We start from the raw sequence: 24,001 nt of genomic DNA, 5'->3' as shown, positions 1-24,001 counted from the left end.
CGGAATCGCCCGTTAACGCCATGGACTCGCAAAAAAAATACCCGCGCACTTTCAGTTTCGAATTTTTTCCACCGCGAACTCCGGAGGCACAGTTAAGTCTGCGCGAAACGATAAACCAACTCGCCCAGCTCAAGCCGAAATTTTTATCCGTAACCTTCGGGGCTGGCGGCAGCACGCGCGAAGGCACCTACGAAACGGTGAAGCAGATTCTGGCTTTAAAACAAAATGCCGCTCCGCATATCTCCTGCATGGGAACCACGCGCCCGGAGGTTCGCGCCTTGCTCGATGCCTACCGGCAGTTGGGTATCCGTCACCTGGTGGCTTTGCGCGGCGACCTCCCGAAGAACGCGCCACAGACTGGGGATTTCCGCTATGCCAGCGACTTGGTGGCCTTCATCCGTGACGCTACCGGGGATGAATTCATCATCGATGTTGCCGCCTATCCGGAATTCCACCCCGAAGCGCCATGCCCCGAGGCCGACATCCGCGCCTTCGTGACCAAGGTCAAGGCCGGGGCCAATTCGGCCATTACCCAGTATTTTTTCAATATCGATGCCTATTGGCGTTTCGTGGATGAATGCGAAGCCATGAGGGTTGATGTCCCGATTGTGCCGGGCATCATGCCGATCACGAATTTCAAGCAACTCGCCAGGTTTTCCGATACGTGCGGCGCTGAAATCCCCCGCTGGATACGCAAGCGGCTCGAAGGGTACGGGAATGATCTCGACTCGATTCGCGCCTTCGGACTCGATGTCACCACGGACCTGTGCGACAAGCTGCTGGACGGGGGCGCCCCGGGATTGCATTTCTACACCCTGAACCGCGCCGGCCCCACGTGCACCGTTTGGGAACGACTTGGCCTTTGACCTGCGGCAATCATGTGTAGGGTCCCGGTTTGAGATCAGAAACGTGCCGCATCAGAACTTCAAGACAGCAAACCGTTTCATGCCCCGCCGGACCCTGATTTCCGCGAGTCATCCCGCGGTTTGTCGTGGACGGTATCAAAGCGGCGCGCGGCGCAAACATTTCCGTCTTCTGCTATCAGCGCAGAACCGCTTTTGAGTTGCGATCGTGCTTAAACTCTTTCCGAGCATCAAACCTTATGCCATGCACCGGATAAAGGTTGACTCCCTGCACGAACTTTATGTCGAGGAATGCGGAAATGAAAAAGGGTTGCCCGTGCTTTTCCTGCACGGCGGTCCCGGCGCCGGGTGCGAGGGATATCACCGCCGGTTCTTTGATCCCAACGTCTATCGCATCGTATTGTATGATCAGCGCGGCGCGGGACAATCCACTCCTCATGCCTGTCTCGAACGCAACACGACGCCGCACCTCACGGAAGACATCGAAAAAATTCGCGAACTTCTGGGCATTAACCGCTGGGTGTTATTCGGGGGATCCTGGGGTTCAACCCTGGCATTGGTCTACGCGGAGACTCATTCGGATCGCGTGTTGGGCCTCATTTTACGCGGGATTTTTCTGTGTCGGCCGTGGGAGATTCACTGGTTTTACCAGGAGGGCGCAAACCGTTTATTTCCGGATTACTGGCAGGATTTTATCGCGCCGATACCGGAACATGAACGTCATAATCTCCTGGCAGCCTATTACCGTCGACTGACTGGAGAGGATGAAATTGCGCGCATGGCGTGTGCCAAAGCCTGGTCTTTGTGGGAAGGACGAACGGCAACATTGTTGCCCAACAAACACGTGGTCGATTTTTTCGGCTCGCCGCACACGGCATTATCCCTGGCGCGGATCGAGGCGCATTATTTTGTTAACCGTAGTTTTCTGGAAACCGATCAGATTCTGCGCAACGCGCATCGTCTTAGTGGAATTCCCGGCACGATCGTACACGGGCGTCATGACACCGTTTGTCCGATTCAGAGTGCCTGGGAACTTGCGCAGGCGTGGCCGGAGGCGACCCTTGAGATCATTCGAGACGCCGGTCATGCCGCCGTGGAACCGGGAATTATCAATGCCTTGGTCAGGGCTACGACAAAAATGGCGGATCAACTTGGGCCCCAGGTATCCTAATGCCTGTCTATGCGATTGGTGATGTGCAGGGCTGTTATCAGCCCCTGCGGGCGTTGCTGACCGAGATCCGTTTCGACCCGACGCGAGATTCGCTGTGGTTTACCGGGGATCTGGTAAACCGTGGACCGCAATCACTGGAAGTGCTTCGGTATGTCAAAGCGCTGAGTGATCGCGCTATTTGCGTGTTAGGCAACCATGATTTGCATTTGCTGGCGATGGCTGCAGGCGCCGCGAAACCAAAAAAACGGGACGCCCTGGAAAAAATTTTGGCTGCGCCCGACAAGGACGAGCTGCTTCAGTGGTTGCGCCGCCGTCCTTTGTTGCATCACGATGACCGGCTTGGTTACACGCTGATCCATGCCGGTCTGCTCCCCGCCTGGACGCTCACCGATGCCAAGCGCCTGGCCCAAGAAGTACAGGATTTGTTGCGCGGCGACTTGATGATGGATTTTTTTCATCACATGTATGGCGATCTTCCTGATCACTGGAATGAAAATTTGCGCGGCGCTGATCGGCTGCGCGTGATCGTCAATGCCTTCACGCGTCTGCGTTACTGCGACCTGGAGGGGAACATGGATTTGCGACCGAAAGGTCCCCCCGGCAGCCAGCCACCGGATCTGATGCCGTGGTTTCAGGTCCCCGGGCGTCGCAGCCAAGACCTGCGGATTGTCTTTGGTCATTGGTCCGCGTTGGGGTTGTGGCAAGGGGACGGGGTGATCGGGCTGGATAGCGGCTGCCTCTGGGGAAAATCGCTCTCGGCGGTACGGTTGGACAATGATCCCGTCAAATTTTTCAGCGTGCCCTGCCCGTCTTGTCTGACGCCGCTTTCATGACACTAGAGCCGGACACGCTGCATCTGTTTGCCGCCGTGGTACTCGTGGTACATGCTGCGTATGTGTTGTTTGTCGTTGCCGGCCAGATACTGATTATGACAGGCTGGGCGCTCGGATGGTTTTGGACACGCCAATTCATCTTCCGACTGCTGCATCTGGGAGCAATCGGTTTTGTGCTGCTCGAAGCCTGGGTCGGATTGGCTTGTCCGCTGACGGTTCTTGAAAATCGCTTGCGCGCCGAAGTGGGTACCGGGGTATATGAACAGAGCTTTATCGGACACTGGTTGGATCGCCTGATTTTCTATTCGGCTCCAGAGTGGGTATTCACTATCATTTATTCTGTTTTCTTCGCATTCGTTATCGTAATGTGGGTGTTTCATCCCCCGAGATGGAAACCCCGGTAATACCCATAAGTCTTAAACTGATGCAAAATAGACGTGGTTGTGCAGGGTAAACGAAATATGTCGACCAACGAAAAACATCAGATACAGATTGACGTGCGGACGATTTATCTCCCGGGTCAATCAGCGCCCGAAGAGGACCGGTACGTCTTCGCGTATACCATCACGATCACGAACAGCGGTCTGGTTCCGGTCCGGCTTATGACGCGGCACTGGATAATTACCGACGCCAACGACCGAATCCGGGAGGTTCAAGGCGAAGGTGTGGTTGGCGAACAACCCTATCTATTACCCGGGACAAGTTTTCAGTACACAAGCGGCACGATCCTCGAAACGCCAGTCGGCACGATGAAGGGTAGTTACCAGATGATTGCAGACGATGGCACCTCATTCGACGCAGAAATACCCTCGTTTACTCTCAGCATTCCACGCACACTTCACTAGCTAGGCCTCAACAAGGCCAACCCATAATAACCATATATATTATATGTGCAAGTAACAAGCACTCTGTTTACTGGTCCCGGAGAGGCAGTACTAGTGTGTGCCAGATATGGCATTGAAGGTATTTTTAGATATCGAGGTTTGAAACGGAGAGCGCATTTTTTTCGATGAACTCGCGGCGCGGTTCAACCTGATCGCCCATCAGTGTGGTGAATACTTCTTCCGCGGCGACCACATCATCTACGCTGACTTTCAATAATCGACGGGTTTTCGGGTCCATGGTGGTTTCCCACAACTGCGCTGGATTCATCTCACCCAACCCTTTATAGCGTTGAATCGTTTGTCCGCGGCGAGCTTCCGTCATGAGCCACTCAAGCATAGCGTCGATGCTGGCGACTTTTTGAGATTTGTCCGATCGCTCAATGGTTGCCTCGGATGCAAAATACTTTTCCAGGCGTTCTCCCAAGGCGCGCAGCGAGGCGTATTCGCCGGATGAGATAAATTCAGCATCAATCTTGGTACGGGTGGCGGTGCCGTGTTCATGGCGCGTTACCACTATTTCATGCAGATTATTGCGCGTGTCAATGCCAAGCGTTGCTTCATAGCGGCTGCCGTGATTGGTGTCGCTAGCCAGACGGCCTTTGAGATCTTCCACAACATGACCGGCCTGTCGTTTATCTTTTAACAGGACCGGCGTGATTCGCGGCATGTAGATTAACTTTCGTAGCGCTTCGGTGTCGTAGCGTCGCGCGAGACGTTTGATGGTTTGTTCCACAGCCAGGAAGCTTCGACAAAGATTGGCTAATTCCGCCCCCTTCAACGTCTGGCTTCCGGCTGTGTGGAGTGCCGCTTCAGACAGGGCCGTATCGAGCAGATAATCCTGCAGCTCGGTTTCATCTTTAAGATAGCGCTCCTGTTTACCTTGCTTGATTTTGAACAGCGGCGGCTGGGCGATATACACATTGCCGCGACTGATCAGCTCGCCCATCTGCCGGTAAAAAAATGTCAGCAGTAAGGTCCGGATGTGTGAGCCGTCCACATCGGCATCCGTCATGAGAATCACACGATGGTAACGTAACTTATTGATGTCAAAGTCATTATTACCAATACCCGTGCCCAGCGCGGTTATCAAAGTCATGACTTCCACCGAAGTGAGCATCTTGTCAAATCGTGCACGTTCAACATTCAAAATCTTGCCTTTGAGCGGCAGCACTGCTTGGAATTTCCGATCCCTGGCCTGCTTCGCCGAACCGCCGGCGGAATCACCCTCTACCAGGTAAAGTTCACATTTGGACGGATCGCGTTCCTGACAATCCGCCAACTTGCCGGGAAGCCCGGCGACATCCATGATGCCCTTGCGCCGTGTCATCTCGCGTGCCTTGCGGGCGGCTTCGCGTGCACGTGCCGCTTCAACGATTTTGATCGCTATCCCTTTGGCGTCAACCGGGTTCTCTTCCAGAAATTCCGAGAGCTTTTCGTTTACCACTGACTCAACCACCCCTTTCACCTCGGACGAAACCAACTTGTCTTTGGTTTGCGAGGAAAACTTAGGATCGGGTGCCTTGACGGAGAGCACAGCGATCAGGCCCTCACGGGCATCGTCACCGCTGATTTCGACTTTCTCTTTTTTCGCCAGTCCGGTCTTCTCAATGTACTGGTTAAGGGTGCGTGTCATGGCCGCGCGCAGACCGGCCAAGTGGGTACCGCCGTCGCGCTGTGGAATATTGTTGGTAAAACAAAAAATGTTTTCCTGGTAAGAATCGTTCCACTGCATACATAGATCAACCATGATCCGGTCGCGTTCTGCCGTAATTTGAATAGGCTTGGCGTGCAGCGGGGTCTTATTGCGGTTTAAATGCTTAACGAACGCTGCGATACCGCCTTTGTATTCGAAAATATCTTCTTTCCCAACTCGCTCATCGATGAGTGAGATCCGTACCCCGGAATTTAAATAAGAAAGCTCGCGTAAGCGTTTTGCTAGAACATCATAGTTGTACTGCGTATTGGAAAAAATCTTGGTGCTGGGTTTAAATCTGACATCCGTGCCTGTTTCACTACTCTCACCAATTACCTTGAGAGGGGTTTGAGGTTCCCCCAAGCGGTACTTCTGGTGATGTACCTTGCCGCCACGACGAATGGTCAGCTCAAGTGTCTCTGAAAGCGCGTTAACCACAGAGATACCCACACCATGGAGTCCGCCAGAAATCTTGTACGAATTCTGGTCAAACTTTCCACCGGCATGCAGTACCGTCATAACTACTTCCGCAGCGGAACGGCCTTCTTCAGGGATTATCTCAGTGGGTATGCCGCGGCCATTATCTGAAACGGTAATGGACTCATTTGCATGGATGGTGACCTGGATCTGGTTACAGTGGCCGGCAAGCGCTTCATCGATTGAGTTATCAACAGCTTCAAAAACCATATGATGCAGGCCAGTACCGTCATTAGTATCACCGATATACATACCAGGCCGCTTGCGCACCGCGTCCAAGCCTTTGAGTACTTGGATGCTGCGTGAGTCATATGTTGATACAGGAGCGCCCCTTTTTTTTGCTTGTGTCATGGATGGTTGTTTCGTTGCGTTCCACGTGGAACGCTGAAAGAGTTTAGGACGACTGGGATGTTCCACGTGAAACAATACATCCGGCCCTGTCTAGAGTCGCATGGGCATTATAACGTATTGTGGGTACGGCGTGTCGGGCGATGAAAGGGTACAACTGCTGTTGGGATCGTTTAGGCCGAAGTTTATGGATTCGCTTTTTAACGCTGAAATAGCATCCATCATGTAATTAACGTTAAATCCTATCTCCAGTTCTTCTCCCGTGTAATCGGTTATGACTTCTTCTTGCGCTTCTTCCTGTTCTGGGTTGTGGGCGGTAACTTGCATAAGCTTATTTTTAAGACTTATTCTCACGCTACGGTATTTATCGCTGGAAAGGATTGCAACACGCCCAAGCGTTTCGCGGAACGACTCACGTGTCAACGTTAGTTTCTTCAGTTCAGTTTGGGGAACCACTTTCGTATAATCGGGATATCGACCGTCAATAAGCTTCGAAGTAAATGTGAAATTCGTTGTCTTTGCCCTGATATGGTTCACGCCAATTTGTAGCTGAATAGGTTCATCGGAGTCTTCAAGTAATCTTAGAATCTCCTGTATTCCTTTGCGTGGAATGATGACTTGCTTCTCGCTTTTAGGAGTTGAATCCAAAACTATTTCACTAATTGCCATTCTGTGACCGTCGGTAGCAACGGCACGCAACTTTTTGGAAACCAATTCCAGCAAGAGCCCGTTAAGGTAATACCGCACATCTTGCTGTGCCATGCAAAAGTGAGTTTGTTCGAGCAAGGTGCGTATTTTTCCTTGAGAGAGAGTAAGCGCTTGCTCCCACGGTAATGCTTGAATATACGGGAAATCCGTTACGGCAGCGGTTGCCAAAGTGAACCGGCTTTTTCCTGATTTGACGGTTGTCCGCTCGCCTTCTTTCTTGATTACGATTTCTGCTTCAATTGGTAGCGAACGGCAAATGTCAAAAAGCTTGCGTGCGGGCAAAGTCATTTCAAAGTTGCCGCCACTCGCATCCTTTACTTTAGCAATAATTTCAATCTCCAAATCCGTACCAGTCAGAGTGAGCTCATCGTCCTGAATTCGCATCAACACATAGGAAAGGATCGGAAGTGTTTGCCGGCGTTCTACAACACCCACGACATATCCTAGTGGTTTAAGCAATTCTTCACGTGTAAGTGTTATTTGCATTCGTATGTTGTTTGTTCTGGTGTTATATATGTAGTTCTGTAGTAGTAGTTATTGAGCTATTAATCTGTGTGTAACTCATTCTGCAACGGTAACACAAGTTATTTTGGGTCTGGCAACTTTGTGTGTATCGAGTGTCGCGCCTGTGAGTAACAGCAATAGAACTTGAATAATACCGGGACGCTGGGATTCTATAAATACCATTCACATAGTTATCACCAGAAAAAGCAAACCTGATAATCAGGTGGTGAGTATCCTGAGCAGGTTGCTGTAATCTTCATTAACGTGCGAATCCTTTGCTTTAAGCTCCACCACCTTGCGGCAGGCATGTAATACCGTAGTATGGTCGCGGCCCCCAAAGGCATCGCCTATTTCAGGCAGACTGTGGTCAGTCAGTTCTTTCGACAACGCCATGGCGAATTGGCGTGGGCGCGTAACGTGGCGTGAGCGGTTTTTCGAATGCAAATCTGAAACCCGGATTTTGAAATACTCAGCGACTGTTTTCTGGATATTATTTATCGTAACCAAACGTTCCTGGAAAGAAATAAGATCCTTGAGACTCTCACCCACGAGGGAGACATCGATCGCCTTACCGGTAAAGAAGGCACTGGCAAGGATGCGGCGGAGCGCCCCTTCCAGTTCACGGACATTTGACCGAACTCGCTTGGCAATAAAAAAAGCAACATCCTCCGGGAGCTCTACACTTTCTTGTTTCGCCTTCTTGATCAGTATGGCCACTCGCGTTTCTAATTCAGGCGGTTCAATCGAGACGATCAAACCGGAACCGAAACGCGAAACTAGACGTTCCTCAACTCCAACCAGCTCTTTGGGAAAACGATCTGCGGTGATGATAACCTGCCGCTTGGACTCCTGTAATGCATTGAAAGTGTGGAATAATTCTTCTTGAGATCGCTCCTTGCCGACAAAAAACTGGATATCGTCAATCAACAAAGCGTCGAGATTTCGATATAACTTCTTAAATTCTCCAATCGCATTATGCTGCAGCGCCTTAACCATGTCGGCGACAAAACGCTCGGAGTGAATATAGGCCACGGTGGCATCCGGTCGATGCTTTAGCATCAGGTTACCCGCCGCTTGCATGAGATGTGTCTTCCCCAAGCCCACGCCGCCGTAGATAAAAAGCGGATTAAACGCCCCACCAGGATTTTCACCGACCTGTTTCGCTGCCGCCCGCGCCAGCTGATTGGATTTCCCTTCTATGTGATTTTCAAACGTAAATTCGGGATCCAGACGCCCGATAATGGAAGGTAATCGCGTGGCAGCGGTTGCCGCCGGACGGGTACTGACGACAGCTTTCGATATTCGCACACTGTCGTTTATTCGTAACTGGCTTCCTACCTCAACTTGTACCGTAAGCGCTCCCCCGCTGTATTCGCCGGTCAGTTCCGCAATACGTTCAAAAAAGCGGTCACGGACCCAATCCATGACAAACCGGTTCGGGGCCAGCAAGCGAAGTGACTGGCCATCCTGAACGGCATGCAGCGGGCGCAGCCAAGTGTTGAACTGTTGTGCAGACAGTTCCTCCTCGAGCCGTTCCAGGCACTTTTTCCAGACGGGCGACATCACATTCGAGTTTTAATTTACGCTTACAAGAGGAGAGTGAAGTCTAACCGCTAACCGATGAGTTATCCACAGGAAGAATCCGACATCTGTGATTACAAACAGTTAGCGCAATATTCTGTTGACAAACGTTGACGGGAGGCAGTAAGTTTGCCGCCCTTTGCTGCGAGATTGAACACCGCGGCGACAATCCAACAACGAGTTAAGAACCGAACCCGATGAAACGTACATATCAGCCAAGCGTGCTTAAACGCAAACGCACACACGGATTTCGCGCGCGCATGAAAACTAAGGGTGGCCGACGGATAATCTCCGCGCGCCGCGCCAAGGGTCGCACACGACTGGGCGTTTAGATTGACGAATGCCCGCAGCGGACTGCCCAAATCGCATCGGCTGCTGCGGCCGGGGGAATACACGGCGACTCTGAAAAGCGATTGGCGGTGGCGCGATATTTTTTTTGGTGTCTACGCGCTTCGCACCCCTCGTCCCCACGGGCGATTGGGTATCATCGTCTCCCGCAAGACGTCTCCCCGGGCGGTGGTTCGCAACCGCGTCAAGCGCCAGATACGCGAATCATTCCGTGGTAGCCAGCAAAGACTGAACGGGCTGGATATTGTGGTCGTAGCCAGCCCGAAGGCGGGCGGGGCAGAGACCGCCGTGTTGCGAACATCATTGGATCAATTTTGGGAAAAGGTCGAACTTCAGTGCAACAGATCCTGATCGGAATTATCCGCGGATACCGCTATCTTCTGAGCCCCTGGCTGGGCAACCATTGCCGGTTCTATCCCAGCTGCTCCCAATACGCTGTGGAATCCATCGAAACACACGGCACGGCATGCGGATTATGGCTGGCCGCGCGCCGGCTTGCCCGCTGTCACCCGTGGCATCCCGGGGGATACGATCCGGTTCCACTCGCAGACCGCGCCGGGCGAATGCCCACGGCCAAACATGGATAATCAACGTCTGTTTCTGTTTTTTGCGCTCGCCATGGTCCTGATGCTCATCTGGCAGGCCTGGGAGCAGGAAAAAACTGTCGGTCCCGGGAGCACGGCAACTTCGGCGCCACCCGCAACCACTAAAATGGCGCCTTCCGCCGGCTCGACACCCGCGCCCGATCTCCCCCAAGCGCCGGCACTCACCGCCGCCCCGGATACCGGCCCGGCACCCAGACCCACAGAGGTTTTGACCCGGGGCAGTCGACTTCAGGTCCGCACCGATCTGTTTGACGCGATCATCGATACCTACGGCGGTGATCTGCGCGAACTGTATCTCCGCCAATATCCGGTGGAACTGAATAAACCCGAACAACCCTTTCCGCTGATGCAGGAGGCAGGCAAAGATCTGTATGTGGCCCAGTCGGGTCTTATCGGATCGAAAGGCGAATTCCCGAATCACAAAACTAATTTTTCGGCCAATGCCGAACGTTTCATTCTCACGGACGGTCAGGACTCTTTGCGGGTACCGCTCGCTTATCGCGCCCCCGATGGCGTGCAGTACACCAAGATTTATATTTTTCGCCGTGGCAGCTATGTGGTGGATCTCGAGTTTCAAGTAAAAAATGTCACCCATAACGAGTGGGCTGGATACCTCTATGGCCAATTTCAACGCGGGCACGTGGAAACGGGGGGTTTCTTAACCGTAATCCCGAGCTATACCGGCGGCGCGATCTACACGCCAGAGAACAAGTACGAAAAGATTTCGCTCGACGACATGGCCAGCAAACCGCTGAAGCGCGAGGTTACCGGCGGGTGGGTGGCCATGTTGCAGCATTATTTCGTGGGCTCGTGGCTGCTGCCCAAGGATCAGCGCAACGAGTTTTATACCATGGTGCTGGAGGGCGCCCGTTATGTTCTTGGATTCAAAAATATCACACCGACGAAAGTGGCTCCGGGTGAAACCGGCATCATCGGAGTGAGTCTCTATGTCGGCCCCAAGGAACACAAGATACTCAAGACCCTGCCCGAAGGGATGGACCTTACCGTGGACTATGGCTGGCTTACGGTAATTTCAGCGCCATTGTTCTGGTTGCTGTCCGCCATTCATGGGCTGCTGGGTAACTGGGGCTGGGCCATCATCGTGCTCACCGTACTGATCAAGGCGGCCTTCTATCCGTTGTCGGCAAAGAGCTACCAATCCATGGCGCACATGCGCAAGATGCAGCCGCGATTGCAAGCACTGAAGGAACGATACGGCGACGATCGTCAGAAACTTAATCAGGCCATGATGGAGCTATACAAAACGGAGAAGATCAATCCGCTCGGTGGCTGTTTGCCGATAGTGATTCAGATCCCGGTATTCATCGCGCTTTACTGGGTGCTGCTGGAAAGCGTCGAGATGCGCCAGGCTCCGTGGATTTTGTGGATCAAGGACCTTTCCGCCCAGGACCCGTATTACATCCTGCCGATCATCATGGGTGCATCGATGTTCGTGCAGCAAAAGCTGAACCCCCAACCGGTCGATCCGGTCCAGCAGAAGGTATTCATGATCCTGCCGTTCATGTTCACCGTGTTCTTCCTGTTTTTCCCCGCGGGTTTGGTGTTGTACTGGACCGTGAACAACATCTTGTCCATCGCGCAGCAGTGGCGCATCACCCGCGTCGTCGAGGGCCAGGCGAAATAGCCTAAATACCGTGGCGGGCACCGATACCATCGCGGCCATCGCCACACCACCCGGACGCGGGGGCATCGGCATCGTCCGGCTCTCCGGCCCGCAGACGCGCACGATCGCTAAAGACATGCTGGTCCGACTCCCAGGCGCACGCCACGCCACGTACGCAAAATTTTTCGACGCCGCCGGCCAGCCCATCGATCAGGGCCTGGTACTGTTTTTCCCCGCACCGCATTCCTTCACCGGCGAAGACGTGCTGGAACTTCACGGACATGGCGGCCCGGTGGTGCTGGACATGTTGCTCGACCGCGCGCTCGCACTTGGCGCGCGAGCCGCGCGCCCCGGTGAATTTTCCGAGCGCGCGTTTCTGAACGGCAAACTCGATCTTGCTCAAGCCGAGGCGGTGGCCGATCTCATCGAGGCCGGCTCCGAATCGGCGGCACGCTCGGCCATGCGGTCGCTCGAGGGTGAATTTTCCCGGCGCGTGCACGCGCTGGTCGAAGGTCTCACGCGCCTGCGCCTGTATGTCGAGGCCGCGATCGATTTTCCGGAAGAGGAAATCGATTTTCTGGCGGATGAGCGCGTGACGCAGGAGCTCGAGATGCTAGTGCGGGACATCGAGAAGCTTCTGGCCTCCACGCAGCAGGGGGTGTTGCTGCACGACGGCATGACGGTGGTGCTGGCCGGCCCGCCGAACGCCGGCAAGTCGAGCCTGCTGAACGCGCTGGCGCAATCCGATACCGCGATTGTCAGTCCCGTTCCCGGCACCACGCGCGATGTGCTGCGCGAGCGCATCCACCTTGACGGCATGCCGCTGCACGTGGTGGATACCGCCGGCCTGCGCGCGTCGCGCGACGAGATCGAGACCGAAGGGATCCGCCGCGCGCGCGATCAAATGGAGCGCGCGGACCGGGTGTTGCTGGTGCTGGACGATACCCTCGGCGGGAGTATCCCGGCTGAAGTACTGAAACTTCTTCCGCCCCGTCTCTCCCGTACCGTGATCCGCAATAAAATCGATTTGACCGGGCGCGCACCCGGGATTGCCGGCCCCCCCGAGGCGACAGAAATCTCGCTCTCGGCGAAAACGGGCGCCGGGCTCGATGTGCTGCGCCGGCATCTCAAGGAATGCATGGGGTTTCAACCCGCAGGAGAGGGCACTTTTATCGCCCGGCGCCGGCACCTGGACGCTCTACGCCGCGCCCAAGTTTACATTGCGCGCGGCCGGTTACAGCTCAAGGAATCGCGTGCGGGCGAACTGCTGGCGGAGGAATTGCGCCTTGCTCAGCGGGCGCTGGGAGAAATCACCGGGGAATTCACGCCGCATGATCTGCTCGGGCGAATCTTTTCCAGTTTTTGCATCGGTAAATAATATCCGCGCGGATCGTTTTGCTTATGCCTGAAATCTTCTTATTTCGCGCTTAAGCGCGCGCAAGGTATCCGATTGCACCGTTGCGCCGTAACGCGCGCGCAGGTAATTGTCTGTGATGATGCGCACCTGTTGGCTCAGATCGGGTCGCCGGTTTACGCAGCGCCGGGCAAAATCGAGCGGGCCTTCATGGGGCGCGCGCACTAACTCGGCGCGCGCGAGTTTTCCACAGAACCGCCGATAAAGCGCGAGCGCAAAATCAGAAGATTTCTTCGTGCGCCACAACACGAGCGCGTACCCCAGGGTGATCAGCAGCACGCATGCGAGCAACAGACTGAACAACCGGCCCCAGGAAATTTTTTCAATGCCCAGGGACATGAGAAATTTTTCCTGGCGTTCCTTGCCGTAGTCCGCCACCCAGCGGTACCAGGCCAAATGGGAGATATCCCAATACCAGCGCGTGTGCAGCGCGACGTATTCAAGCCAACCCAGCTGCAGCGCGCGCAATACGGCATCGGTGGGCAGTCGGCCCAGCGCTACGCCTTGCAGCTCGAGTCGGCGCACCGCGTCAAATCCCAGTTCAATGCGCTCGGGTGCGATGGCGCCGGTCGGGTCCACGCGCATCCAGCCGCGCGCCGGCGACCAAATCTCCGCCCAGGCGTGCGCATCGGACTGGCGCACGATCAGATAATTTCCGGCCGTGTTGACTTCGCCGCCGAGGTAACCGATGACGACGCGGCTGGGTATGCCGGCCGCGCGCATGAGCGTCACGAATGCCGCCGCGTAATGCTCGCAAAATCCGCGGCGCGTGGTGAACAGAAATTCATCCACCGGGTTGTCGCCGAGCAAGGGCGGGTTAAGTGTGTAAACAAAGTTCTCCCGGTTGAAATAATCCAGCGCCGCCCGCGCCACCGAGGCCGGATTCGAATTCTCCCGGCGCCACTGTTCGGCCAGGTCCCGCGTGCGCGGACTGACGTTTTCGGGCAATCGCAGTGTCTTCGCGCGCTCCGCGACAGCCAGTTCACCGGTGCGGTAACGGGTGTAGGACGTCAGGGTATAGTTCAAGCGTTCGCGAATCGCATCGCGGTGTTCCAGCGTGAAGTCAGGCTGGTAGCGCGCGCCTTTCGGCCGCATGCCAGGCAGTTCGAGTGCCGGCATCCACGGCTTGTTGCTCGGTTCGAGTGTTACCTGGTATGTCACCGGATCGTTCAACGGGGTGAACGAAATCGATTCCGCCGGGGACGCGGGGGCGGCCCGGCTCCAGCCGCGTCCGTTCGTATCCGTGAGCACCAGCCCGCGCCAGTAGAGTTCGCGCAGCGGGGGAGGCGCGCCCTCAAAGGTGGCGCGGAAGGCGATCTCGGACGATTCGCTCAGGCTCCGGATACTGCCCGGCTGCATGATGTCGGACATGCCCGTCAGGCCGCTGTAGGCGTCTGCCGGCAACCCCCAGAGCGTGCCGCTGATGCGCGGAAACAGGAGATACACGACGATCATCAGCGGTACCGCCTTGGCCAGCATAACGGCGGACAGTCGCAGACGCGAAAACAGGGTGAGTCCCGTTGGCTGCATGAGATGCATAAGCGCCATCGTGCTCGCGGTCACGGCAACCAGCGCCCAGCAACCGAGCCACAGCGATTGCGAATAAAGAAAACTGCCGAGAATGACGAGATAATAAACAAACAGGGTGACCACCGCATCGCGCTGGGTTTTGAGCTCGAGAAACTTCAGCCCTAGCAGGGTGATCAGCAACGCGATTCCCGGATCGCGTCCGAGCAGCGTGCCGTATTGCCGGAAAATCCCCACGATCACCAGCACCATCAGCGCCACACGCACGAAGCGGCCCGGTCGGTGCCATCGCTGCGTGTCGATGAGATAGCGCCAGACGGCGCCCGCGGCAAACACCGCCACGATCCACGGCGGCATTTCCGGCACATGGGGCGCGACTGCGCCGACCCCCGCAACCAGGAGACTGAGTAGCACACTCCGGTCGTGAACGGTGTTCATGGCTTAAGTCCAAACAGCGCGAGTGCCCGCAGGCATTCCTGCTGATGATGTTCGCCGTTCGAAGGTGACACGGTTTTATCCGGCAGTCGCAGGCCGTAAAGCATGCCTTCGTGTTCGGCATCCAGCACCCAGCGCGTCAGTACGCGCAATCGCGGTTCGACATCCAGGCCTTCAAGCGTGTCCCAATCCAACCACACGGAGCAGTGATAGCCGCCGCCGAACTGCTTGATGCTCCAGCCTTTGCCGCGTGCCGCCGCCTTCCAGTCAACATGGTGCGGCGAATCACCGGGACGAAATTCGCGGGTGCCGATGTAATCGTCACCGCCGGCGTCAAGTCCCTGTGTGGCCTCAAATGAATCCAGCGCGCGGGTATGCCGCGTCGTGGGTTCCGCGGGACGCGGATAGACCAGGCAAAATTGATTCAGCTCCACACGCCGCGACCACGAGTAAAGCAGGCCCAGCGGAAAATGGGTGGTCACGGTAATGGGCGGCATCTTGAGATAACCGCGTTTCCCGGCCGGCACCGGCAGCTCGATCGCGGCGGAGCTTCGCGCCATGATGTCCCTGCGGGCGACCGCGTTTTTATCGTGCATCACGATGACGCCGAAACGCGGCGTGTCGCTGTCGTTCATGAGATTAATCCGGAACACGGCGGATTCGCCGGCGAACACCGGAGCGGAGATTCCGGCGACCAGTCGCAGGCGGATCAGATTGCGGTGGGTGTAGAGCATTGACACCACGGCCAGCGAACCAAGCAGAAAGGTCAGGGCGTAGGCGAGCCCGTTGCCGTAATTGATGGCGGCGAGCAACTGCACCACGAGCAGCGCCGCAAACAGCAACCCGAAGCGGGTCGGCAGCATGAACAGCTGCCGGCGCCCCAGCACCACGTCATTGGGCGCAGGCACGGCGGACATCAGGGGATCGGCACGGATTCAAGCAGTCGCGTGATAGAAACCGCGCGATCTCCGGCGGGAGAACGCAGGCGGTGCCCGATCACGGACGGCGCTACCGCCTGCACGTCTTCCGGCAGCACCATGTCGCGCCCCGCCAGCATGGCCCAGGATCGGGCGGCGGCCAGCAGGGAGAGTCCGGCGCGCGGCGATAGCCCCTCGGCGAATGCGCCAGCGCGGCGGGTGGCATCCAGCAAATTCTGAATGTAGTCGAGCAACGGTTCCGCCACGTGGACGCACGCGGCCACCGGCTGCAGGCTCGCCAGTGTGTCGGGGCCGATAACGGGTTGTAGCGATTCAACCAGTTCGCGCCGGTCACGGCCTTTCAGCAGAGCGCGCTCCGCGGCGCGATCCGGGTAACCCATCTCGATGCGCATGAGAAACCGGTCGAGTTGTGACTCGGGCAGCGGAAAGGTTCCGATCAGATGATGCGGGTTCTGCGTCGCGATGACGAAAAACGGCTTGGGCAGTTTGTGGGTCACGCCTTCGGCCGTAACCTGGCGCTCTTCCATGGCCTCGAGCAACGCGCTTTGGGTTTTGGGTGTGGCGCGATTGATCTCATCCGCCAATACCAGCTGGGTAAACAGGGGCCCGGGATGGAAAACGAAATTTTTTCCTTCGGCCTGGTAAATGGACACCCCGAGGATATCGGCCGGAAGCAGGTCGGCCGTGAACTGGATGCGCTTGAACTGCAGCCCCAGTACTTTGGCCAGCACGTGGGCGAGCGTGGTTTTGCCCACGCCCGGGAGGTCCTCGATCAGCAGGTGACCGCGGGCCAGCAGGCAGGCAAGCGCCAGTCGCACCTGGTGTTCCTTGCCCAGGACAATGTGCCCGATACGGTTGATCACCGTATCCAGGATATGGGCTGGTTTTGCGTGTTTTTCGGGAGCAAGGGCCATGGCGATTCCATTCGATTGAAGCGGCTATCGCCATAAGACTAGCCCAAAGTGGGGCCTGTGGCACATCCCCGTTCCGGACGGTTCCGTCTCCGGCAGGGCAAGTAACTGGGGCCGACCCATGAATAGTCGGGCTATAACCATGCGACTTGCCAATGAAAGGGGTGACCAACATTAATTCGAGAGTATGCATGTTGGCGATGCAGTGCGTGCTTTCAATAAATTGCTTTCTTTAAGGATGGGGAGTGAGGCGATGGCGCCAAATGGATTTGGGATCCGACATCCTGCGCATTACGATGACCGCGGTTAAAAGGATTCAAGTGGTCGCGCAACGGAAGAAAAAATCGACGAAGAAATCGGTCCCGCCTGGGCGAGACCGCGGCACCGGTCCACATCTTGCCGGTGGAGGACAACGACGCACACTCAAGCTGACCCTGCTTGCGTTCAAAGAAGTCCGCCTGGCCAACCCGGTTCACGTCGTGAGCGACGGTGAGCGGGCGCTCGATTATTTCTACCGCCGCGGCGACTACCAGGACCCCGCGAAAAGCCCGCGCCCGGACATGATCCTGCACGATCTCAAGCGGCCCAAAATCGGCGAGCTTGAGATCCTGAAAACCGTGAAGGAGGACGTAAATCTGACAGGAGCTGGATTATTACTGGACCATTTTCACTACTAAACCCGCCTGTAGACTGACGGAGCGCATAGGCACCTCGGTGCATCCTTGCTATGATGTCACGCACCTAGCCTGTCTTTGATTCCATGCTGCACCCGGAACATTACGATGTCATCATCATCGGCGGCGGCCATGCCGGCACCGAAGCCGCCGCGGCGTCCGCGCGCCTGGGCGCCAAGACCCTGCTGCTCACGCAAAATATCGAAACCGTCGGCCAGATGTCGTGCAACCCGGCGATCGGCGGCATCGGCAAGGGGCACCTGGTCAAGGAGATCGACGCGCTCGGCGGGGTGATGGCGCACGCCACCGACCGTGCCGGCATCCAGTTCCGCATATTGAATGCGCGCAAGGGCCCGGCGGTGCGCGCCACGCGCGCGCAGGCCGACCGCACACTGTATAAGGCGGCGGTGCGCGCGCTCCTGGAAAATCAGCACCATCTCACCCTGTTCCAGCAAAGCGTCGAAGACCTGGTTGTGGAAGGACAGGCCGTCATCGGTGTCGTGACGGCAATGGGCATCGAATTCCGCGCCCGCGCGGTGGTGCTCACGACCGGCACTTTTCTTGGCGGCAAGATTCACATCGGCTTGTCGAACTACCAGGGCGGGCGCGCCGGCGATGCGCCGTCGAATGCGCTGGCCGCGCGCCTGCGCGCACTGCCGTTTCGCGTCGGACGCCTGAAAACCGGCACGCCGCCGCGGCTCGACGGCCGCACGATTGACTACACGGTGCTGCAATCACAACCGGGCGATGAGCCGACGCCGGTATTTTCGTTCATGGGTTCGCGCGATGAGCATCCGCGCCAGGTGAGTTGCCACATCACTTATACGAATGAACGCACGCACGCGATCATCCGCGCCGGACTCGACCGCTCGCCGATGTACACCGGCGTGATCGAGGGCGTGGGACCGCGCTACTGCCCCTCGGTCGAGGACAAGATCGTGCGTTTCGCCGACAAGGACCGGCATCAGATTTTCGTCGAGCCCGAAGGGCTCAACACCCACGAGGTATACCCGAACGGCATCTCCACCAGCCTGCCGTTCGACGTGCAGTGGGACCTGGTGCGATCCATCAAGGGATTTGAACGCGCGGAGCTGACGCGCCCGGGGTATGCGATCGAGTACGATTATTTCGATCCGCGCGATCTGAAACCCACGCTGGAAACCAAGGCCTTGACGGGATTGTTCTTTGCCGGACAAATCAACGGCACGACCGGATACGAGGAGGCCGCCGGACAGGGCTTGATCGCCGGTCTCAACGCCGCACGCCAGGTGCGCGGACTGGAACCGTGGTGGCCGCGGCGCGATCAGGCTTATCTCGGTGTGATGCTCGACGACCTGATCACGCGCGGCGTGACCGAACCCTATCGCATGTTCACCTCGCGCGCCGAATACCGTCTGGCCTTGCGCGAGGACAACGCCGATTTGCGTCTGACCGAGATCGGCCGCGACTTCGGCCTGATCGACGAGACACGCTGGCGGCGTTTCAGCGAGAAGCGTGATGCCATCGCGCACGAACAGGAACGCTTGAATAAAACCTGGCTCGTGCCGGAATCGTTGACCGAAGCGGATGCCGTGCGCGTGTTCGGACAGCCGCTGGCACACGCCGCGACCCTCATGGAGCTGTTGCGCCGTCCCGGTGTTTCTTATGCGGCGCTCACGTCCGTGAGCGGCGAAGATTCCGCCATACCCGAACCTGACGTGGCGCAACAGCTTGAAATCCAGGCCAAGTACGCCGGTTACATCGATCGCCAGCAGGAGGAGATTGCGCTGCACCGGCGGCACGAGGAAACCGCGCTGCCGTCGGATTTCGACTACCAGAACGTGCGCGGACTTTCGATCGAGGTGTGCCAAAAGCTGGCGGCGCACCGCCCCGCCACCCTGGGTCAGGCCAGTCGCCTCTCTGGAATTACGCCCGCGGCCGTCTCGCTGCTCTTGGTGCACATGCGCCGCCGCAGCGCCTAGTACAAACTCTCGAGGCGGATCGCGGATCCCGTCCGAGGCATTGCTTTTTCGAAGCACGGCCGCCACAGCCGATATAAAACGATATAAAAAGGTGTCGCCTCGGGTAAGTGCGCAGGCCTGCACGACCTATCTCAGCGGCTAAACTGGAAAGGACGGTGGCATACCCGTCTACGATATCGCACAGGAGGCGACATAATGTCGATCACCCCGGACAGCCCGCTGTATTACCTGGTCCTGCTGCTCATTGCCGGCAATCTGTTTGCTTTTTTCATAGGGGTGTTGCTGCTCGTGGCACCGCAAAAGCTGGGCGGCGTTTTCAGTTTTGCCAATCGCTGGATTTCAACGCGCGCGATGACCAAACCGCTCGCCACCCCGCATCAGACGGATCGGACCTTGCTGCGATATCCACGCATACTCGGCGCGATTCTGCTCGTCAGCGCCGCGCTCATCCTGATCAAGGGGACGATCTTTATTTCGGCGGTCAGCATCCCGGAAGGTGGCAGACTGATCGCCCGCCTTTACAGCGGCGTGGCATTTTCGAGCGGTGCATGGGAGCTGATTTGGATCGGCACGATCATCGTCATACTGCTCGGAGCGGTGTTGGCGCTCGTCGTGGGGCTGATGGCGCTGTTTCAACTCGGCACGCTGCGGGGCTGGGCCGAAGCCGTCAATCGCTGGGTATCAATGCGCCAGGCGTCCAAACCGCTCGAAACGCCGCATTACCCGCTCGATAACCTGGTGCGCACCCAACCCCGTCTCTGGGGTGGCCTGATCACCCTGCTCGCCCTGTTTTCAGCGATCGTGTTGTGGTGGTTTGTGCGCCACATCTGAGGACGCGTTGCCCGCCGCCCGTCTGCTGCCCGTATTATCCGGTGTGCCCTTCTCGGCATTCGGCTGTTCCAGATAGGTAAACGTATTGACGCAGAGACTGCTGCCCGCGGCATCCACAGCCGAGGCCTTCCATTCCCCCACCCATGCCGGGTCGAGGGTTTTGACGGAATAAATCCGCCACGAATCCGTGCCGATCTCAAAGAGGTAATCGAGCACAATCTCGCCTTGATACTCCCACCGATGCCGGACCGTCTGACCGGCCATGTTTTGAATTTCCGTGAAATAATACACCCGGGTCTTATCGTTGGTGAGGCTGAAAAGTCTGTCGATCGGCTCACGGTTGATTACAGCGGTGGTGAAAACGGCATGTGTCACCTGGCCATCCCGCACCACCGACGGATTTTCGCCGCCCCCCGGGTACGGGCTTTCCGCCCTGTTTTCACGACCACTGGACGGCGGAGGGGCGTTCTCAGTCGCCGGCGCATAGAATGGCGCCACCAGGGCGGCAAGAATAATGGTTGAATATACGACTTTCACGGTTTCTCCGTTGGCTCGATTTTAACCGGTCTCTAAGGCGAGCTTAGTTCACGAATGACGCTCCCGGTAGCGCCGGTGGAGCAACGGCATGGATTCCGGGACCGGAGACAGGAAATAATCTTCAAAAATAAAGGCAGGGATGGCTTGAAACTTGAGAAGCAATTGCAGCAGGGTTTACGCGAGATGGGCCTTGAGCTCGACTCCCCGGTGCGTTCCAAGCTGGTGCTATTCCTCGAACTACTTGAAAAGTGGAACCGGGCTTATAATCTCACGGCGGTGCGCGAGCCCGAGCAGATGGTAGCGCGGCATCTGCTCGACAGCCTGACGGTGCTGCCGTTCCTGCATGGCCTCCGGGTGCTGGATATCGGCACCGGCGCGGGCCTCCCCGGTATACCGCTGGCGCTGGCCCGTCCCGATCTCGAATTTACCTTGCTTGACAGCAACGCCAAGAAAACGCGTTTCGCCACCCAGGCAATGCACGACCTGGGGCTGAAAAACGTTGCGGTCGTGCAGGAGCGCGTCGAAAAATTCCATCCGGAGACAAAATTCGATACGCTGATTGCTCGCGCATTCGCGTCCATTCCTGATATGCTGGCCGCCAGCCGGCACCTGTGTACAACCCAGGGCCGGTTTCTGGTCATGAAAGGCGTGTTTCCACAGGAAGAACTGGCGGCGGTTACGGACGGCTACCAGGCGGAAGTGCGGGCACTGCGCATACCGGGCCTGGATGCCGCGCGGCATCTGGTCATCCTGGCGCCGACAAATTAATGGGGAAGGAGTGTCTGCCCGATGGGCAAGGTCGTCGCAATCACCAATCAGAAAGGCGGGGTCGGCAAGACCACGACCAGCATCAACCTGGCGGCCTCGCTGGCCAAGACGCGAAGACGCGTGCTGCTGATCGACATCGACCCGCAGGGCAACGCCACGATGGGCAGCGGCATCAACAAGGAAGCCCATCCCATCACCACTTATGAAGTTCTGCTCGGCCTGCAGCCGATCGAGGCCGCGCTCGTGACCGTCGAGGGCGGATACGATCTGGTGCCGTCGAACAGCCGGCTGTCCGGCGCCGAGGTGGAGCTGATCGAACTCGAACGGCGCGAACGCCGCCTGCGCTTTGCGCTCGAGAATATCCGTGCGCAGTATGAATACGTGTTTGTGGATTGTCCGCCGGCATTAAACCTGCTTACGATCAATGCGTTGGTTGCGGCCCAAGCGGTGATGATTCCCATGCAGTGCGAGTATTATGCTCTGGAGGGGCTCACCGCGCTGCTCAACACCATTCGCAAGATTCGCGAAACCTTGAACCCTTCGCTTGAGATTGAAGGATTGCTGCGCACCATGTACGACCCGCGCAACAATCTCGACAACGAAGTCTCGGCGCAATTGAAACAACACTTCGGCGACAAACTCTATCGCACCATCATTCCGCGCAATATCCGGCTGGCCGAAGCACCGTCGCACGGCAAGCCCGTGATCACCTATGACATGCAATCGAAGGGCGCCCAGGCCTATCTCGCGCTCGCGGGCGAGATGCTGCGCCGCGACCATAAATCGGTGGCCGCGTGATAACCAAAAAACCACATCGCCTCGGTCGTGGTCTCGATGCCCTGCTCAGCGCCTATGAAACACCGGCGGAACGGGAAGAGCTGCGCCAGATACCGATCGACCTGCTGCAACGCGGAAAATACCAGCCGCGCACACACATGAATCCCGAAGCGCTGGAGGAACTCGCCGCCTCGATCAGGGCCCAGGGCGTGGTGCAGCCGATCGTGGCGCGCCCGCTGTCCGGAGGGCAATACGAAATCATCGCCGGCGAACGGCGCTGGCGCGCAGCGCAGCTTGCTGGCCTTGAAACTGTGCCCGCGGTGGTGCGCAAGATTCCGGATGAAGCGGCCATCGCCATCTCGCTGATTGAAAATATTCAGCGCGAGAACCTGAACCCCATCGAAGAGGCTAACGCGTTCACGCGTCTGATCGATGACTTTCACATGACCCACCAGCAGGTGGCCGAGGCCGTGGGCCGCTCGCGCGCCGCCGTCACCAATATGCTCCGGCTGCTCACGCTGAACAGCGAAGTGCGTGACCTGCTCGACAACGGACATATGGACATGGGACACGCGCGTGCCCTGCTTGCTCTCGAAGGCAAGCAACAGATCCAGACAGCGCGGCAGGTGGTCGACAAGCGATTATCCGTGCGCGAGACGGAAAATCTCGTACGTCGTCTGCTCGCGAGACCTCCGGGGCACAAATCGTCCGGCGGGCGCATGGACCCCGATACCCGCGCGTTGGCGCAGCGGTTGTCGGACACCTTGGGAACCAAGGTTCGTTTCCAGCACAATGCCAAAGGCAAGGGCCGGCTGGTGATCGAATACAATACCCTCGACGAACTTGACGGGATTTTGGCGCATATCCGTTGATCCGCCTTGCCGAGGCCTCGATTTGCAGACTATAAATATGTAGAGAGGGAAGCTTCGGGTAAGGGTATCGGAGGACCTGATGAGAAAGGCTGTCGCGGTGTTCATCTTATGTTTGTTCGCTACCGGCATATCGAGCGCGGCCGACGACGCTTCACTCGAAAAAATGCGTGTGACGGCGGAGCAAGGCAATGTCGACACGCAACTGGAAATGGGCATCCTGTATGAGTTCGGCTTCAACATGCCGAAGAACAATGTCACGGCGCTAGCATGGTATCTGCGTGCCGCGGACAACGGCAATGCGCTGGCGGTCAAACGCCGCGATGTCCTGAAGGCGCAGATGACTGCGGAAGAAATTGACGCGGCGCAAAAACTCTCCCGCGAACTTGCTACAAAAAAATCTGAAAAAATAACCGGAAAAACGGAATCCATCCCGGCGACGCCGGGGGAACAGAAGTAATCCGTTTCAGAAAATTCTTGTTTCTGAATCACGCGGTATAGCGGAAGCGCTGGCTGCCCTCGCATGACTCATCTCCTGGTTGCCCTGTCGTCGCACGGATTCGGCCACGCTGCCAAAGCGGCGGCCGTGGTCAACGCTTGGCGTCGTCGCCAGCCAGAATTGCGGCTTACCTTGCGGACGTCATTGCCATCTGATTTTCTGGCGCGCCGTTTCGAAGGCGAATTTGAATTAATGCCGTGCAACACCGACGTCGGCATGCT

At 57.2% G+C, this 24,001-nt stretch carries 24 protein-coding genes and 1 pseudogene; 18 read left to right on the top strand and 7 right to left on the bottom strand.

Translation table 11 applies throughout. The annotated features are described in order from the left end of the window. Nucleotides 1–20 precede the first annotated feature (20 nt). From metF to apaG, 5 genes are all read left to right on the top strand, one after another. The gene (gene metF / locus WD823_RS09130; RefSeq protein WP_368429173.1) at nucleotides 21–866 is read left to right on the top strand and encodes a methylenetetrahydrofolate reductase [NAD(P)H]; all 846 of its coding nucleotides are present in this window, start codon (nucleotides 21–23) and stop codon (nucleotides 864–866) included. 205 nt (nucleotides 867–1,071) lie between these two features. Continuing rightward, on the top strand, nucleotides 1,072–2,034 hold the full coding sequence (gene pip / locus WD823_RS09125) for a prolyl aminopeptidase (RefSeq protein ID WP_368429172.1): 963 nt from the start codon (nucleotides 1,072–1,074) through the stop codon (nucleotides 2,032–2,034). Continuing rightward, a complete protein-coding gene (locus WD823_RS09120) occupies nucleotides 2,034–2,867 on the top strand; it encodes a symmetrical bis(5'-nucleosyl)-tetraphosphatase (RefSeq protein WP_368429171.1) in 834 nt (277 codons plus the stop codon). Before pip ends, WD823_RS09120 begins: the two co-directional genes overlap by 1 nt. Then, nucleotides 2,864–3,271, top strand: a complete 408-nt coding sequence (locus WD823_RS09115) for a DUF2784 domain-containing protein (RefSeq protein ID WP_368429170.1) — start codon at nucleotides 2,864–2,866, stop codon at nucleotides 3,269–3,271. Before WD823_RS09120 ends, WD823_RS09115 begins: the two co-directional genes overlap by 4 nt. Nucleotides 3,272–3,328: 57 nt before the next feature. After that, a complete protein-coding gene (gene apaG / locus WD823_RS09110) occupies nucleotides 3,329–3,712 on the top strand; it encodes a Co2+/Mg2+ efflux protein ApaG (RefSeq protein ID WP_368429169.1) in 384 nt (127 codons plus the stop codon). Between the two features lie 124 nt (nucleotides 3,713–3,836). On the opposite strand, the gene gyrB is transcribed toward apaG, so the two are convergent. The 3 genes from gyrB to dnaA all read right to left on the bottom strand — a co-directional run bounded on the left by gyrB (nucleotide 3,837) and on the right by dnaA (nucleotide 9,047). Continuing rightward, on the bottom strand, nucleotides 3,837–6,272 hold the full coding sequence (gyrB, locus tag WD823_RS09105) for a DNA topoisomerase (ATP-hydrolyzing) subunit B (protein ID WP_368429168.1): 2,436 nt from the start codon (nucleotides 6,270–6,272) through the stop codon (nucleotides 3,837–3,839). 90 nt (nucleotides 6,273–6,362) lie between these two features. Further along, nucleotides 6,363–7,463: a DNA polymerase III subunit beta gene (gene dnaN, locus WD823_RS09100; RefSeq protein ID WP_368429167.1), complete on the bottom strand. Its 1,101-nt coding sequence runs from the start codon at nucleotides 7,461–7,463 to the stop codon at nucleotides 6,363–6,365. 237 nt (nucleotides 7,464–7,700) lie between these two features. After that, nucleotides 7,701–9,047 carry a chromosomal replication initiator protein DnaA gene (dnaA, locus tag WD823_RS09095; RefSeq protein ID WP_368429166.1) on the bottom strand — a complete coding sequence of 449 codons (1,347 nt, stop codon included), beginning with the start codon at nucleotides 9,045–9,047 and terminating at the stop codon, nucleotides 7,701–7,703. 212 nt (nucleotides 9,048–9,259) lie between these two features. Between dnaA and rpmH the strand changes: the two genes are divergently transcribed. From rpmH to mnmE, 5 genes are read left to right on the top strand one after another with little or no spacing between them, the layout of a single operon-like run. Then, the gene (gene rpmH, locus WD823_RS09090; RefSeq protein WP_368429165.1) at nucleotides 9,260–9,394 is read left to right on the top strand and encodes a 50S ribosomal protein L34; all 135 of its coding nucleotides are present in this window, start codon (nucleotides 9,260–9,262) and stop codon (nucleotides 9,392–9,394) included. Nucleotide 9,395: 1 nt separating this feature from the next. After that, on the top strand, nucleotides 9,396–9,761 hold the full coding sequence (gene rnpA / locus WD823_RS09085; protein WP_368429164.1) for a ribonuclease P protein component: 366 nt from the start codon (nucleotides 9,396–9,398) through the stop codon (nucleotides 9,759–9,761). Then, a complete protein-coding gene (yidD, locus tag WD823_RS09080) occupies nucleotides 9,746–9,997 on the top strand; it encodes a membrane protein insertion efficiency factor YidD (RefSeq protein WP_368429163.1) in 252 nt (83 codons plus the stop codon). The genes rnpA and yidD overlap by 16 nt, the downstream gene beginning before the upstream one ends. Further along, complete coding sequence (gene yidC / locus WD823_RS09075; protein ID WP_368429162.1) at nucleotides 9,990–11,660, top strand: membrane protein insertase YidC; 1,671 nt, start codon at nucleotides 9,990–9,992, stop codon at nucleotides 11,658–11,660. The genes yidD and yidC overlap by 8 nt, the downstream gene beginning before the upstream one ends. A 10-nt stretch (nucleotides 11,661–11,670) precedes the next feature. Continuing rightward, nucleotides 11,671–13,017 (top strand): tRNA uridine-5-carboxymethylaminomethyl(34) synthesis GTPase MnmE, encoded by a 1,347-nt coding sequence (gene mnmE / locus WD823_RS09070; RefSeq protein ID WP_368429161.1) that lies wholly within the window; start codon nucleotides 11,671–11,673, stop codon nucleotides 13,015–13,017. A gap of 21 nt (nucleotides 13,018–13,038) precedes the next feature. Here the strand turns inward: mnmE and WD823_RS09065 are convergent, their stop codons facing one another. The 3 genes from WD823_RS09065 to WD823_RS09055 are packed head-to-tail and all read right to left on the bottom strand — an operon-like array spanning nucleotide 13,039 to nucleotide 16,867. Next, nucleotides 13,039–15,018 (bottom strand): DUF3488 and DUF4129 domain-containing transglutaminase family protein, encoded by a 1,980-nt coding sequence (locus WD823_RS09065; RefSeq protein WP_368429160.1) that lies wholly within the window; start codon nucleotides 15,016–15,018, stop codon nucleotides 13,039–13,041. After that, on the bottom strand, nucleotides 15,015–15,932 hold the full coding sequence (locus WD823_RS09060; RefSeq protein WP_368429159.1) for a DUF58 domain-containing protein: 918 nt from the start codon (nucleotides 15,930–15,932) through the stop codon (nucleotides 15,015–15,017). Before WD823_RS09060 ends, WD823_RS09065 begins: the two co-directional genes overlap by 4 nt. Next, a complete protein-coding gene (locus WD823_RS09055) occupies nucleotides 15,932–16,867 on the bottom strand; it encodes an AAA family ATPase (protein WP_368429158.1) in 936 nt (311 codons plus the stop codon). Before WD823_RS09055 ends, WD823_RS09060 begins: the two co-directional genes overlap by 1 nt. 260 nt (nucleotides 16,868–17,127) lie before the next feature. Here WD823_RS09055 and WD823_RS09050 point away from each other — a divergent pair, with 260 nt between their 5' ends. The 3 genes from WD823_RS09050 to WD823_RS09040 all read left to right on the top strand — a co-directional run bounded on the left by WD823_RS09050 (nucleotide 17,128) and on the right by WD823_RS09040 (nucleotide 20,330). Beyond that, nucleotides 17,128–17,541 carry a hypothetical protein gene (locus tag WD823_RS09050; protein WP_368429157.1) on the top strand — a complete coding sequence of 138 codons (414 nt, stop codon included), beginning with the start codon at nucleotides 17,128–17,130 and terminating at the stop codon, nucleotides 17,539–17,541. 83 nt (nucleotides 17,542–17,624) lie between these two features. Further along, nucleotides 17,625–19,499, top strand: a complete 1,875-nt coding sequence (mnmG, locus tag WD823_RS09045) for a tRNA uridine-5-carboxymethylaminomethyl(34) synthesis enzyme MnmG (RefSeq protein ID WP_368429156.1) — start codon at nucleotides 17,625–17,627, stop codon at nucleotides 19,497–19,499. Nucleotides 19,500–19,694: 195 nt separating this feature from the next. Further along, nucleotides 19,695–20,330: a hypothetical protein gene (locus WD823_RS09040; RefSeq protein WP_368429155.1), complete on the top strand. Its 636-nt coding sequence runs from the start codon at nucleotides 19,695–19,697 to the stop codon at nucleotides 20,328–20,330. On the opposite strand, the gene WD823_RS09035 is transcribed toward WD823_RS09040, so the two are convergent. After that, a complete protein-coding gene (locus WD823_RS09035; protein WP_368429154.1) occupies nucleotides 20,292–20,867 on the bottom strand; it encodes a DUF2914 domain-containing protein in 576 nt (191 codons plus the stop codon). The two genes, WD823_RS09040 and WD823_RS09035, sit on opposite strands and share 39 nt — an antisense overlap. A gap of 183 nt (nucleotides 20,868–21,050) precedes the next feature. Here WD823_RS09035 and rsmG point away from each other — a divergent pair, with 183 nt between their 5' ends. From rsmG to WD823_RS09010, 5 genes and pseudogenes are all read left to right on the top strand, one after another. Continuing rightward, nucleotides 21,051–21,635, top strand: coding sequence for a 16S rRNA (guanine(527)-N(7))-methyltransferase RsmG (gene rsmG / locus WD823_RS09030; protein WP_368429319.1), 585 nt, complete (start codon nucleotides 21,051–21,053; stop codon nucleotides 21,633–21,635). A gap of 21 nt (nucleotides 21,636–21,656) precedes the next feature. Further along, nucleotides 21,657–22,433, top strand: a complete 777-nt coding sequence (locus tag WD823_RS09025) for a ParA family protein (protein WP_368429153.1) — start codon at nucleotides 21,657–21,659, stop codon at nucleotides 22,431–22,433. Nucleotides 22,434–22,474: 41 nt separating this feature from the next. Continuing rightward, nucleotides 22,475–23,284, top strand: a complete 810-nt coding sequence (locus tag WD823_RS09020; protein ID WP_368429318.1) for a ParB/RepB/Spo0J family partition protein — start codon at nucleotides 22,475–22,477, stop codon at nucleotides 23,282–23,284. Between the two features lie 79 nt (nucleotides 23,285–23,363). Continuing rightward, nucleotides 23,364–23,741: a hypothetical protein gene (locus WD823_RS09015; protein ID WP_368429152.1), complete on the top strand. Its 378-nt coding sequence runs from the start codon at nucleotides 23,364–23,366 to the stop codon at nucleotides 23,739–23,741. Nucleotides 23,742–23,804: 63 nt separating this feature from the next. Beyond that, nucleotides 23,805–24,001: pseudogene (locus tag WD823_RS09010) on the top strand (hypothetical protein); the annotation flags it as partial.

Source organism: Sulfuricaulis sp. (assembly GCF_040901545.1).
GTDB lineage: Bacteria > Pseudomonadota > Gammaproteobacteria > Acidiferrobacterales > Sulfurifustaceae > Sulfuricaulis.
The sequence above is the reverse complement of the archived record's forward strand: the minus strand, read 5'-3'. Positions and strand labels throughout refer to the sequence as shown.

Coding starts and splice junctions, on each gene's coding strand:
- metF (WP_368429173.1), top strand. CDS start 21: ATGGACTCGCAAAAAAAATACCCGCGCACTTTCAGTTTCGAATTTTTT.
- WD823_RS09120 (WP_368429171.1), top strand. CDS start 2,034: ATGCCTGTCTATGCGATTGGTGATGTGCAGGGCTGTTATCAGCCCCTG.
- WD823_RS09115 (WP_368429170.1), top strand. CDS start 2,864: ATGACACTAGAGCCGGACACGCTGCATCTGTTTGCCGCCGTGGTACTC.
- apaG (WP_368429169.1), top strand. CDS start 3,329: ATGTCGACCAACGAAAAACATCAGATACAGATTGACGTGCGGACGATT.
- gyrB (WP_368429168.1), bottom strand. CDS start 6,272: ATGACACAAGCAAAAAAAAGGGGCGCTCCTGTATCAACATATGACTCA.
- dnaN (WP_368429167.1), bottom strand. CDS start 7,463: ATGCAAATAACACTTACACGTGAAGAATTGCTTAAACCACTAGGATAT.
- rpmH (WP_368429165.1), top strand. CDS start 9,260: ATGAAACGTACATATCAGCCAAGCGTGCTTAAACGCAAACGCACACAC.
- yidC (WP_368429162.1), top strand. CDS start 9,990: ATGGATAATCAACGTCTGTTTCTGTTTTTTGCGCTCGCCATGGTCCTG.
- WD823_RS09065 (WP_368429160.1), bottom strand. CDS start 15,018: ATGAACACCGTTCACGACCGGAGTGTGCTACTCAGTCTCCTGGTTGCG.
- WD823_RS09060 (WP_368429159.1), bottom strand. CDS start 15,932: ATGTCCGCCGTGCCTGCGCCCAATGACGTGGTGCTGGGGCGCCGGCAG.
- WD823_RS09055 (WP_368429158.1), bottom strand. CDS start 16,867: ATGGCCCTTGCTCCCGAAAAACACGCAAAACCAGCCCATATCCTGGAT.
- WD823_RS09050 (WP_368429157.1), top strand. CDS start 17,128: ATGGATTTGGGATCCGACATCCTGCGCATTACGATGACCGCGGTTAAA.
- mnmG (WP_368429156.1), top strand. CDS start 17,625: ATGCTGCACCCGGAACATTACGATGTCATCATCATCGGCGGCGGCCAT.
- WD823_RS09040 (WP_368429155.1), top strand. CDS start 19,695: ATGTCGATCACCCCGGACAGCCCGCTGTATTACCTGGTCCTGCTGCTC.
- rsmG (WP_368429319.1), top strand. CDS start 21,051: ATGGGCCTTGAGCTCGACTCCCCGGTGCGTTCCAAGCTGGTGCTATTC.
- WD823_RS09025 (WP_368429153.1), top strand. CDS start 21,657: ATGGGCAAGGTCGTCGCAATCACCAATCAGAAAGGCGGGGTCGGCAAG.
- WD823_RS09015 (WP_368429152.1), top strand. CDS start 23,364: ATGAGAAAGGCTGTCGCGGTGTTCATCTTATGTTTGTTCGCTACCGGC.